Raw genomic sequence first — 12,822 nt, 5'->3', positions numbered from 1 at the left:
CCCCAAGCTCCTCCCGCCTCGCGTCCGTCCCCAACATAAAAGGCGCCGCCCCTTCCGGACGACGCCTTCCCCCTACATTATATCGTTCTCTTTATCACCTAAGCCTCTTCTTCCGCCTCTACCAGCGCAGCCTCATACTTATCCAGAATGATCCCCTGAATATGATCTCTGGTTCCGGAATTGATGGGATGTGCAATATCCCGATACTCTCCGTCTGACGCTTTTCTGCTCGGCATCGCGATAAACAGTCCTTTTTCGCCCTCGATAACCTTGATATCATGAACCACAAATTCATCATCAATGGTGATCGAAACGACGGCCTTCATCTTACCTTCTTTTGACACCTTCCGTACGCGTACATCTGTAATCTGCATACTTCCTGCCCCTTTCTTCTGCCCTTTGCAGGTCAGTTTGTCTTATCAGTGCTTTGTGGGCCGTCCGTCGTTACAGCACGTAACGCTCATTTTTCTCGACGACTATCTTAACCCCATGCTCTCCTACGTAACGGGAGTTAGCACGAATTGTATCGCGGCTTTCAACGATGCAGTTCTCTATGTAAGTATTATCGCCGATATACACTTCGTTGAGAATAATGGAGTTCTTAATCACACAGTTATTCCCCACGAACACTTTCTTAAATAAAATGGAATTTTCTACAGCTCCGTTGATGATACATCCGCTGGATACCAGGGAGTTCTTCACGTCTGCCCCCGGATTATACTTGGCCGGAGGAAGATCCAGCACCTTGGAGTATACATCCGGATAGGTCTTGAAGAAGTATTTGCGGACATCCGCTTTCAGGAAATCCATGTTGGTCTCGTAGTAGGACTCTACGGACGCGATGTTGCTCCAGTAGTCTGTGGTGCGGTATGCAAATATTCTCTTCAGGTTCTTATAACGAATCAGGATGTCCCGTACGAAGTCGTAGCGATCTTCCTGGGCACATTTCTCTATGAGTTCGATCAGCTGTCTTCTGCGGATGACATAGATACCGCAGGAAATGGTGCTTTCCTGGGTCTCCACCGGCTTCTCCTCGAATTCGGTAATCCGGCCTTCTTCATCGGTCTTCAGCACGCCGAAGCGAGATACGTCTGTGTCTGCCGGCATGTCCTTGCAGACTACAGTGATGTCCGCTTTCTTCTCAATGTGGTATTCCAGTACCTTATTGTAGTCCATCTTGTAAACTGCGTCTCCGGACGCGATGACTACGTACGGCTCATGGCTCTTCTTGAGCCAGTCCAGATTCTGGTAGATGGAATCCGCGGTTCCACGGTACCAGGAGCTGTTGTCCGCGGTGATGGTCGGTGTGAAGATATACAGGCCGCCCTGCTTTCTTCCGAAATCCCACCACTTGGAGGAGTTCAGGTGCTCGTTCAGGGAGCGCGCGTTATACTGAGTCAGTACCGCGACTCTCTGGATATGAGAATTAGACATATTGCTGAGTGCGAAGTCGATACCGCGATAGCTTCCTGCCACGGGCATAGCCGCTACTGCACGCTTGTTGGATAACTCTCTCATTCTGTGATTATTGCCGCCTGCAAGTACAATTCCTATCGCTCTCATTACCGTTCACCTACCTTTATCAATGTCTCGCCGCTTGCCAGTACGCCTTCGTTGTAATCATCCGGCGTGGTATCTCCTGCGATAGCCGTATTCTTTCCTATCTTTACATTCGGCGGTATGTAGGAATTCTCGCCAATGGTGACCAGTCCGAAGGAATAGATCTTCGGCTGTACCTTGTTCGGAACTTCTTCACCGATTCCCATCACTACGCCGTCGGAGATCTCGACTTCCTCCGCGATAATAGCCTTGTCAATGGTACAGTTTTCACCGATAGTTGTATTCTTCATAATAATGGAGTCGCGCACCACGGTTCCCTTTCCAATGGTAACGCCTGCGCCGATCACGGAATTGTATACATCTCCGTAAATCTCGGCTCCTCCGGTAATCAGGCTCTTTTCGATCTTCGATTCCGCGGATACATACTGGGGCGGCACTGCGTCGCTCTTGGTATAAATCTTCCAGAATTCTTCATAGAGGTTAAACTCCGGAATGATATCAATGAGCTCCATATTGGCTTCCCAATAGGATCCTAAGGTTCCTACATCCTTCCAGTATCCGTTGAACTCAAACGCAAACAGACGGTTTCCATTGTCGTGGCAATACGGAATGATATGTTTTCCGAAGTCACAGTTTGGCTGGCTGGAAAGCTGAATCAGCGCGTTCCGTAAAATCGGCCAGCTGAAAATATAGATACCCATGGATGCCAGATTGCTTCTGGGATGCTCGGGTTTCTCTTCAAACTCTGTGATCTGGTTATTGTCATCGGTGATCATGATGCCGAAACGACTGGCTTCCTCCATGGGTACCGGCATAACCGCGATGGTTACATCGGCATTATTCTCCTTGTGGAAATCCAACATTACTTCATAATCCATTTTATAGATGTGATCTCCGGAAAGGATCAGCACATAATCCGGATTATATGTATCAATGTAATCCAGATTCTGGTAAATCGCATTCGCTGTTCCGGTATACCATTCGCTGTTTGTACTCTTTTCATATGGCGGGAGTACGGTTACGCCGCCCACATTGCGATCCAGATCCCACGGCATTCCAATTCCGATATGGGTGTTCAGACGCAACGGCTGATACTGCGTCAGAACTCCGACCGTATCTACACCTGAATTAATACAATTGCTCAACGGGAAATCAATTATTCTGTACTTTCCGCCGAAAGATACAGCGGGCTTCGCTACTTTCGCAGTTAAAACCCCGAGACGGCTTCCCTGACCGCCAGCCAGCAGCATGGCTATCATTTCTTTCTTAATCACCTAATCACCTCTTGCCCAAATTTTTCCTTCATGTCCCATCATTCTGTCCAAACAGTGACAAAATTCCCTCCCAGTCTGTCACTGGTTTCTAACATATTATACCATACCATTTGTAAATAGTGAACATGAAATTGGAAAATTTTGATTTTATTTTAAACATTTTGCGACAGCTTTTTTAGAATTTCATTGACATATTATCTATAATGTATTAGAATCTTGTTAATTTCTTGTTTATTATTCATATTCAAACGCTATGATAACATTATTTTCCTTTTCTTTTCATAAAATGAGGGTATGATTTTCCTCTTATTTCCAATTCTCAGTTATGCAGATCGCACAAAGACAATTCCGGCAAGCCCAATCTTGCCAACTTTCCGCTCTAATGCTATACTATTGCTGTAAAAATTGCGACAGGGAATCTCTGGGAAACAAGGTGATATGCCGCAGCAAAACTTAAAAAAAAACGAGGATGTGTATAGTATGTATCAACTTCATTTTCATAATCCGGTACCCATTCATTTCATCGGCATCGGCGGCATCAGCATGAGCGGCCTGGCTGAGATTTTACTGAAGGAGAGCTTTCCGGTCTCTGGCTCCGACAGCCATGCTTCCGAGCTGACCGACCATCTGACCCGGCTTGGCGCGCAGATCCGCATCGGCCAGAAGGCTTCCAATATTCCCGCAGACTGCGAGGTCGTTGTATACACGGCTGCCATTCACCCGGACAATCCGGAATTCGTGGCAGCGAAGGATCGGGGTATCCCCATGCTTTCCCGGGCGGAGCTTCTGGGACAGCTGATGCGCAATTACAAAAAAGCCATTGCCGTGTCCGGTACCCATGGCAAAACCACGACCACTTCCATGATTTCCACAATTCTTCTGGCCGCGGACGCGGATCCCACCATTTCCGTGGGCGGCATTCTGCCTGCTATCGGCGGCAATATCCGGGTAGGGGGCTCCGAGACCTTCCTGACAGAGGCCTGCGAGTATACCAACAGCTTCCTGCATTTCTTCCCGACCATCGGGATCATATTAAATATAGAAGAAGACCATATGGATTTCTTCAAGGATCTGGCGGATATCCGTCATTCCTTCCACCGGTTTGCGGGACTTCTTCCGGAAAATGGCCTGCTGATCATCAACAGCGATATTGAGAATTATCAGGAGATTACCGATGGACTGGCCTGCCGCGTGGTGACCTTTGGCTCCACCGCCGAAGCAGATTATCATGCGGAGCATGTGACTTACGACGAGTCAGCTCACGCCACCTTCCGTGTAATAAAGCACGGTAAACCGGGGCAGGAGTACCATCTGAACGTACCGGGCGCACACAATGTGCTGAACGCCCTGGCTTCCATCGCTCTGGCGGATTCTCTCCACATTGCACCTGAGATCATCCGCAAGGGTCTTATGAACTTTTCCGGCACAGACCGCCGGTTCCAGTATAAGGGCGAGATGAACGGCTTTACCATCATCGACGATTACGCCCATCATCCGACGGAGATCAAGGCGACCCTCCACGCGGCACAGCATTATCCCCACAGGGAGATCTGGTGCGTGTTTCAGCCCCACACCTACACCCGGACCAAGGCCTTCTTCAACGACTTTGCGAAAGCGCTGACCCTGGCCGATCATGTGGTGCTGGCGGACATCTACGCGGCCCGTGAGACCGACACCCTGGGCATTAGCTCGAAGCAGCTGGCTGACCGCATCCGTGAACTTGGCACTGACGCCTATTATTTCCCGACCTTCGAGGAAATTGAAAAATTTTTATTGGAAAAATGTATGCACGGCGACCTGTGCATAACTATGGGTGCCGGAAACGTGATAGATATCGGCGAAGACCTGCTTCGCAAATAAGTTATCCACATTATCCACATGCTTTTTGGTGCTTTTCCACCGAAATGCATGTGGATTTTTTTGTGGACAACCTGTTTACATAAGAATTACACGATTTCTTATGTAAATCAGCTGTTTCTGCCTGTTTTACAGGCTTTCCGGGACTTTTGGCTCTCTCTTCCCGGTTGCAAATAATATTTTTCCACAAAGTTATCCACATTATCCACATTTTTGCTTATACACATCCCCTGCGGGGCTCCTGTTAAAAAAAGCCTGTTCTCTTTTTTTTGATTCTATGCTACAATATAGGAGCTTGAAAAGAACGTGAACACTAACAATTTTTGATTCAGGAGTGCAGCATGAGCGAATTTATTTTACAGGGAGACGGCGACCACGGACATACCCTGGTGTCGAATCTTTTTCTGGACAATTACATGCCGGAAGCCAACGGCGAATATGTGAAAATCTATCTCTATCTTCTGCGCTGCCTGAAGTCAGACACCCAGGAGCTTTCCATTGAGCTCATTGCCAATAAATTCGAAAATACCGAGAGCGACGTGCGCCGGGCATTGAAGTACTGGGAGCGGATGAAGCTTTTGAAGCTCCAGTATGATAATGCGGAGAATCTGACCGGGATACAGATTGTAAATGAGCCGGAGGCAAAGATGGCTGAGCTTCCTGCTGCCGATTGCGCAGTCACGACCAGGTCAAAGCCACAGCCGACGCCTTCCGCTCCGTCTGCAATTTCCGCCGACTCTGCATCACCGACGACGCCCTCCGGCACTCTTCCCAAGGAGCCCCTGACCCCCGACGAAGCCCAGCAGCTCCTCTTCATCTGCGAGCAGTATCTGGGCAAGCCCTTAAGCTCCACCGAGGTCAGCAAAATTCTGGATTTACACGATATCTTCGGCTTCAGTCCGTCCCTGATAGAATATCTCGTGGAATACTCCGTATCAGGCGGACACAAAAGCATCCATTACATAGAAGCAACGGCCCGTGCCTGGCATCAGGCCGGCTACACCACCGTAACCCAGGCCAGGGAACAGGTGACTATCTATAACCGGGCTTATTTCAAGATTCTGAAGGCCTTCGGCATCGCCGGACGCAATCCGGTGGACGCGGAGATCGCCTGTATGGATAAATGGCTCAAGGACTACGGTTTCTCACTGGAAGTGATTTCCGAGGCCTGCAGCCGCACCATGGCAGCCATTCACCAGCCAAGCTTTCCCTACACGGACAAGATTCTGGCATCCTGGAAAAAGCAGGGTGTAAAGTCCTTAAACGATATCCAGAGTGCCGACCGAAACCGGAGCGACCGGAAGTCTCAGACGGAACCCGCGTCCACGGCTCCCAAACGGCCCGCCGCGCCCAACCGCTTCCATAATTTTCAGGAACGGGACTATGATTTCAAAGAGCTGGAAAAGCAGCTCATTAACCAATAACCGGAGGACGCCTTATGTCTCTTATGAACACTCAGTATGATTCCATCATGCGCATGTATGCAGCCCGGCAGGCCCGGAGCCGCCAGGAGTATGAAGCGCGCATGGAGCAGATTCAGAAGGATATCCCGGAACTGTCTGCTCTGGAGGCCGATATTACAACCTGTCAGGCCGCTCTGGTACGCTCTGCGGTAGAAGACGCGCCGTCCCGCAAGGACGGGCTCAAAAGCCGTCTGAAGGCCCTTCAGGAGCAGCGCAGCGCCCTTCTTTCTGCCCACGGGCTGACGCCGGAGGCGCTGAAGCCTGTCTACGTCTGCCCGGACTGTCAGGACACAGGCTTCATCGGCGCGGAGAAATGCCATTGCTTTCTCCAGGCTGAAATTGATTTATTATATCATCAATCCAATTTAAATGAGGTTTTAAAGCAGGAAAACTTTGACACATTCTCGTATAACTGGTATGATGGCGATGACAGGGATTCCATGCGCCGCACCGTGGCGGAAGCCCGGCTCTTCATTGAGAATTTTGATAAGCAGTTTCAGAATCTTCTGCTTCTGGGCGCCGTGGGCACCGGCAAGACCTTTCTCTCCAACTGCATTGCCAAGGAGCTCATGGACAGCTGCCATTCCGTCGTCTACCTGACCGCCTTTCAGCTCTTCGATATGCTGTCGAAAGCAGCTTTTGGAGGCGAGCGTAGCGCGCAGAATTACCAGCAGACCTACCCCTATCTCTTTGACTGTGACCTGCTGATCATCGACGATCTGGGCACGGAGCTGCCGAATTCCTTTACGGTATCCCAATTTTTCCTGTGTATCAATGAGCGGATTTTGCGTAAAAAGTCCACGCTGATTTCCTCGAATCTGGATATGGAGGCGCTCCGCAGCATCTACTCTGAGCGTACCCTTTCCCGGATCATCAGCAGCTACACCATCCGGCAGCTGCCCGGAAGCGATATTCGAATCAAGAAAAAATTATATAACACTAACTCATAAATTTACGGAGGTAACAATTATGTTATTGCAGCGCAGCCAGCGTGTTCTCGAAACTATTCCCGTCGGGTCTCTGGGCCTGATCCCCTTAAATAGCTGTGAGGAGCTTGGTAAAAAGGTCAACGACTATCTGGTCGAGTGGCGTCACAGCAACGATCTGGAGCACAAGTCCAACATCGCCTTCACCGGCTATGAACGTGACTCCTATCTGATTAAGGCTTACACACCCCGGTTTGGTTCCGGAGAAGGAAAGGGCTCCATCAAAGCTTCTGTCCGCGGAAATGACCTTTATCTGATGGTAGATGTGTGCAATTACAGTCTGACTTACAACCTGTACAATTACACCAACCACATGTCCCCGGACGACCATTTCCAGGATCTGAAGCGCGTCATCGCTGCTATCGGTGGAAAAGCCCGCCGTATCACCGTAATTATGCCCTACCTCTATGAGAGCCGCCAGCATAAGCGGAGCTCCCGAGAGTCCCTGGACTGCGCGCTGGCCCTGCAGGAGCTGGTTGCCATGGGCGTTGAGAACATTATCACCTTCGAGGCGCACGATCCCCGTGTCCAGAACGCTATACCCCTTCACGGCTTTGAGACCGTGACTCCGGCTTATCAGCTGGTCAAGGGCCTTCTGAACAGCACACCGGGTCTGCAGATCGACAGCAATCATATGCTGGTCATCAGCCCGGACGAGGGCGGTATGTCCCGCGCTGTCTATCTGGCCAACGTGCTGGGTCTCGATATGGGTATGTTCTACAAGCGCCGGGACTACACCCGCGTGGTAAATGGCCGCAATCCCATCGTAGCTCATGAATTCCTGGGCTCCGATATCGAGGGCAAGGACATGATCATCGTGGACGATATGATTTCCTCCGGTGAGAGCATGATTGAGGTTATGAAGGAGCTGAAGAGTCGCGGAGCCAACCGTATCTTCGTCTTCTGCACCTTCGCCCTGTTTACCAACGGACTGGCGGAATTTGACAAAGCCTTTGAGGAGGGCCTGCTGACCAAACTATTCTCCACAAATCTGGTATACCAGACGCCGGAGCTCTTAAGCCGCCCATATTATGTAAACTGTGACATGAGCAAGTACATCGCCCTGCTCATCGATACCCTGAACCACGACGTATCCATCAGCGACCTCCTGGATCCCTACGACAGAATCCAGGCGCTGCTGACACGGTATCGGAATGGGGAGCTGCATTAATAATTCTAAGTACGCAAAAGGGAGCTGCATCGCAGCTCCCAATTTTAATATCTTATTTAGACTTTAAAGCGGTAACCAACGCCCCATCGCCGTGCGTAGCACTTTATTCCTGCGGAGCAGGACTATATGGGGCACGTTTTATCAGACTTTAAAGCGGTAACCAACACCCCATCGCCGTGCGCAGCACTTTATTCCTGCGGAGCAGGACTATATGGGGCACGTTTTATCAGACTTTAAAGCGGTAACCAACACCCCATATAGTCTCAATATACTGCGGCTTCGCCGAATTCACCTCGATCTTCTCCCGAATCTTCTTAATATGCACGGTTACCGTTGCGATATCTCCCACAGAATCCATATCCCAGATCTTCCGGAACAGTTCCTCCTTGGTAAATACATGGTTCGGATTCTCCGCCAGGAAGGCCAACAGATCAAACTCACGGGAGGTGAAGTTCTTCTCCTCGCCGTTGACCCAGACCCGGCGGGCGGTCTTGTCGATCTTGATGCCACGAATCTCGATGATACTGTTCTCCTTCACATTGCTGCTCACCAGGCGCTCATAGCGGTTCAGATGAGCCTTCACGCGGGCTACCAATTCACTTGGGCTGAAGGGCTTCGTCATATAGTCGTCCGCGCCCAGACCCAGACCACGGATTTTGTCAATATCATCCTTCTTGGCCGAAACCATAATAATCGGAATATTCTTCACTTCCCGAATCTGACGGCAGATTTCAAAACCGTCCACGCCCGGCAGCATCAGATCCAGAATCACCAAATGGAATTCCTCTTCCAAAGCCTTTTTCAGGCCACTGGTGCCATCCGAAGCAATCTCCACCTCAAAGCCGCTCAGCTCCAGGTAATCCTTCTCCAGATCCGCAATGGCCTCTTCATCCTCTACAATCAAAATCTTACTCATGTTGCCGGCACCTCCTGATATTTTCTAAGAACAAAGTACATCACTGTTCCTGTATTTTCCTTACTCGTGGCCCAGACCTTTCCGCCATGATCCTCGATGATCTTCTTCACGATGGACAGTCCGATGCCGCTGCCGCCCTTAGACGAATTGCGGGACGCGTCGGTCCGGTAGAACCGGTTGAAGATCAGCGGCAGATCCTTGGTAGCAATACCCTTGCCGTTGTCCTCGATTTCCACCTGGACGAAATCGCCCACGTCCTTCACGCGGATATTAATGTAGCCCTTGGGCTTGTCAATGTATTTAATGGAATTGCTGACGATATTATTGATGACACGCTTGATCTGCTCCGCGTCGGCGATGACCTGTACGTCCTCATCCACATAGTTGAAATAAGCCAGCTCGATATTCTGTTCCTCCAGCTCCAAGGAAAGCTCCTCTACGCAATCCGCAAAGTAAGCATTCACATTAATCCGGTCAAAGGTGTACGGGATCCGGTTCGTATCAATCTTGGAATAGAAGGTCAGCTCATTGATCAGCCGCTCCATGTCATTGGCCTTATTGTAAATAGTACGGATGTACTTTTCCTGCTTTTCCGGCGTATCCGCCACGCCGTCCATGATGCCCTCCACGTAGCCCTTGACCGCCGTGATAGGCGTCTTCAGATCATGGGAAATATTGCTGATCAGTTCTTTATTCTGCCGCTCGGACTCCAGCTTCTCCTCAGCGGATTCCTTCAGGCGCCGCCGCATTTCCTCAAAATCCGTACAGAGCTCGCCGATCTCGTCGTCGCCGCCCGCCGGCATCTCAAAATCCAGATTGCCGTCGGTAATCTTCTTAGTGGCCACCTGCAAATGGTGAATAGGGGTAACGATACTCTTATAAATCCAGGCCGTCAGAATCAGGCTGGTGAATATCAAAATCATGACCAGCACCAGCACGCTGTCCGTTACCATAGATTCCACCTCGGGAATCATACTGCCGACGGACGTGACAATAAAAGCTGTTCCTTCCTCTCCATCCGTAAAAGAGAAATCCAACTGCTTCACTAGCGCCTGCAGATCGCCGCCGATATAGATTCCCACATCCTGATCCGATTCCTGCATCTTATAATCCGGGAGGCTGCCCAGCAGTTCTTCCTGATCCTGATCCGTATCCTTTCCTACATAGATATAATCCTGGTCTTTCCGCACTACCAGGAAGGAATACCTGGCCTCCAGATCCAGGTTCACGGAATCCAGATAGGCGGTGTCCTCGAAGGCGTCCGGATCGCTCTCAGACTTCGCCTGCATCCCGGTATAAGCGTCCTTGGTAATCCGGCTCAGCATGGCCGGCGTATTGGACAGGGTCTCATAGCTGGCATTTTCCACGCCGTAGAGCTTCTTGACCGCGTTCATCTGGTAGCGGCTGATGCCGAAGAAGGCCAGCGAGGTGAACATAATCGGAGCCAGTATTAATATTAAAAAGGTAATCAGAAGTTTTGTCTTCAGTTTCATGATGAGCCCTCTTTATTTTATAAATAATTACAATTCTCTGGGATATCCACGGAATGTCCTAGGCTTTTATATAATCTCCTTCGAATGCCATCCGACAGGATAAATCTATTTTATTATACCATACTCCCCCGGCGGGCGCTTCGAAACTCTCTCAAAAAAATCTAAATTTTTTGTAAACATTCACTCCATAAGTAAAGAGCATCGGATCCCTCCGACGCCCTTGCCGTTTATTTTCCATATTTTTCTTATTCTGCCATAAAAGCTGCCCCCCGCTCCGGGGACATGAGTACGGTGCCGGTTCCCCGGTACACGATGGTGTAGCCTCTGTCCGTGAACAGGTGCGACAAATCGCAGGCCATAAACTCCTCCGCCCAGTGGGCCATATAAACCACATCCGGGAATTTATCCGGGTGCAGCTCGTAATAATCATGGAGTTGGGTACTTCCCTCGTGAACCTGCCAGGTGGAATAATTACCGCAGCCGGCATCCGAGTAGAGATAAATCCAGGGCGCCACGCCCACCACCATCAATTCGTCATCCGCAGTGAGCTTCAGCATATCCAGTTCATCCAACACGTTCGCGTACCATTCTGCTGTCCCCCGGGTTGTATACACACCCTTCAGCGGTCCGCGCTCCATCCGGGTATCCAGAAGCCAGCCTCGCTCATCGCCCCAGTCATAGGTCATCCGCAGCCAGAAGGTGCCCGCAAACTGTATCAGCAGCACACCGGCTACACAGAGCGATGCCACCCGCCGGCGCTTCGCCGCCCGGCACAGTCCCGCCTTTCCACCACTGTCCGCCCGCCGCGCACACTGCCACCGCTGTCTCTCTTCCTTCATCCAGTCCGCCGCGAAAATCAGTCCCACACAGGAGCACATGCCGTAAGCCACGCTCAGGGTCACAATTCCCGTATTGGTCGCGTACTGCACAATCATCGTGAACAACATGGCCGGAAGATACCAGCCATAAAACAACCGCTTTTCCTTATGCTCTGTGACAAAATAAGCCTCCAGGCACCAGAACGCCAGCGGCAGCATCTGATAATTCACTGTAATATGTTCAAAAACAAACCCATAATAAATCAAATAAGGCACGACGCACACCGCCGCCAGAATCATATATACAGAGCTATGGCTGTACCGCTTTTTATCAAACAGGGTCGCACCATACACGAATAAAAGCCCCACAAACATCCATTTATAATTTTTAAAGCACAGATGGAAATACCGCCCGGTCTTGTAAAGATACCCCTCCTGATGCTCGGAATCTCCCACGATGTGAGGCACATTGGCCAGCATCTCTGATAAAGTTCCCCGCTGGAAGATAAAGGCCAGGAACAGTAGCAGGATAATACCTGCGCCCAGGGTCATCCACAGGAAATTCCGAAACTGCAGCACGCCCTCCGGCTTCGTCCCTCTCCGACGCCCGCGCACCGTGGCAATCAGGCAAATCAGTCCGTACCCGGCGTACATCAGCACCGCGAAGGGATTCGCCAGCACGATCACCGCCATCAGAATGCCGCACAGGATATATTCCGGCACCGAATGCTCCATATCCGCCGAGAGCACCGCCAGCAGTACCGGCAGGATGCCGAATTCGATGGAATTATAGGACATGGCGCAGATACTGAAGGGCGCGAAAATCGCGAACAAAAACGTTGGTCCGAAGGAAGCATATCCACGCCGCTGAAACCGCAGATAGAAGAACAGCGTCAGCACGCCGGAGTACACCAGATAGGCAAACCGGCTCGCCATCACAATTCCTTCCGTAGACCCCATGACCGTCCGGATCAGGCTGTAAATGGGATGTAACAGAAAGGAACAGAGCTGCTGGGTCGGATTCCACTCATCGATCAGAATTTTCTCTCCCCGGAAAATACGCTCCGAACAGCCGATAAAATACATCTCATCCGCCGTATTGAAGCCGTAGAAGCTCCTCCATATGAAAATCACCTGTAATAAAAGAAACAGGCCGATAAAAATCAGGTGCTGCCGCCTGCGGTCTGTCTGCATGGTCTCTACGTTCACTTTCTATTCTCCCATTTATTTCCAATTGCGCTCGCAACGCAGAGGCTGCTGTTACACAGCCCCTGCGTTTTTTTC

At 50.5% G+C, this 12,822-nt stretch carries 10 protein-coding genes; 4 read left to right on the top strand and 6 right to left on the bottom strand.

Annotated elements, in window-relative coordinates; all coding sequences use genetic code 11:
* Nucleotides 1–98 precede the first annotated feature (98 nt).
* The 3 genes from spoVG to ACTRC3_RS07420 form a co-directional block, all read right to left on the bottom strand.
* A complete protein-coding gene (gene spoVG, locus ACTRC3_RS07430; RefSeq protein ID WP_178039082.1) occupies nt 99–374 on the bottom strand; it encodes a septation regulator SpoVG in 276 nt (91 codons plus the stop codon).
* A 70-nt stretch (nt 375–444) separates the two neighbouring features.
* Nucleotides 445–1,563 carry a glucose-1-phosphate adenylyltransferase subunit GlgD gene (gene glgD, locus ACTRC3_RS07425; RefSeq protein ID WP_178039081.1) on the bottom strand — a complete coding sequence of 373 codons (1,119 nt, stop codon included), beginning with the start codon at nt 1,561–1,563 and terminating at the stop codon, nt 445–447.
* A complete protein-coding gene (locus ACTRC3_RS07420) occupies nt 1,563–2,834 on the bottom strand; it encodes a glucose-1-phosphate adenylyltransferase (RefSeq protein WP_178039080.1) in 1,272 nt (423 codons plus the stop codon). The genes glgD and ACTRC3_RS07420 overlap by 1 nt, the downstream gene beginning before the upstream one ends.
* A 480-nt stretch (nt 2,835–3,314) precedes the next feature.
* Between ACTRC3_RS07420 and murC the strand changes: the two genes are divergently transcribed.
* The 4 genes from murC (at nt 3,315) to ACTRC3_RS07400 (ending at nt 8,311) form a co-directional block, all read left to right on the top strand.
* Nucleotides 3,315–4,694, top strand: a complete 1,380-nt coding sequence (murC, locus tag ACTRC3_RS07415; protein WP_440322627.1) for a UDP-N-acetylmuramate--L-alanine ligase — start codon at nt 3,315–3,317, stop codon at nt 4,692–4,694.
* A gap of 338 nt (nt 4,695–5,032) precedes the next feature.
* A complete protein-coding gene (locus tag ACTRC3_RS07410; protein WP_440322626.1) occupies nt 5,033–6,115 on the top strand; it encodes a DnaD domain protein in 1,083 nt (360 codons plus the stop codon).
* A gap of 14 nt (nt 6,116–6,129) precedes the next feature.
* Nucleotides 6,130–7,104, top strand: coding sequence for an ATP-binding protein (locus ACTRC3_RS07405; RefSeq protein ID WP_440322625.1), 975 nt, complete (start codon nt 6,130–6,132; stop codon nt 7,102–7,104).
* Nucleotides 7,105–7,123: 19 nt separating this feature from the next.
* Entirely contained in the window at nt 7,124–8,311 is a 1,188-nt protein-coding gene (locus tag ACTRC3_RS07400; RefSeq protein ID WP_178039076.1) for a ribose-phosphate pyrophosphokinase, read from the top strand.
* A 226-nt stretch (nt 8,312–8,537) separates the two neighbouring features.
* Here ACTRC3_RS07400 and ACTRC3_RS07395 read toward each other — a convergent pair whose 3' ends face one another.
* The 3 genes from ACTRC3_RS07395 to ACTRC3_RS07385 form a co-directional block, all read right to left on the bottom strand.
* A complete protein-coding gene (locus ACTRC3_RS07395) occupies nt 8,538–9,227 on the bottom strand; it encodes a response regulator transcription factor (protein WP_440322624.1) in 690 nt (229 codons plus the stop codon).
* Nucleotides 9,224–10,720 (bottom strand): ATP-binding protein, encoded by a 1,497-nt coding sequence (locus ACTRC3_RS07390; protein WP_178038524.1) that lies wholly within the window; start codon nt 10,718–10,720, stop codon nt 9,224–9,226. The genes ACTRC3_RS07395 and ACTRC3_RS07390 overlap by 4 nt, the downstream gene beginning before the upstream one ends.
* Before the next feature lie 245 nt (nt 10,721–10,965).
* Nucleotides 10,966–12,747: a hypothetical protein gene (locus ACTRC3_RS07385; protein ID WP_440322623.1), complete on the bottom strand. Its 1,782-nt coding sequence runs from the start codon at nt 12,745–12,747 to the stop codon at nt 10,966–10,968.
* Nucleotides 12,748–12,822 lie beyond the last annotated feature (75 nt).

This window comes from Laedolimicola sp., assembly GCF_051972735.1.
In the GTDB taxonomy this organism is placed as follows: domain Bacteria; phylum Bacillota; class Clostridia; order Lachnospirales; family Lachnospiraceae; genus Laedolimicola; species Laedolimicola intestinihominis.
The sequence above is the reverse complement of the archived record's forward strand: the minus strand, read 5'-3'. Positions and strand labels throughout refer to the sequence as shown.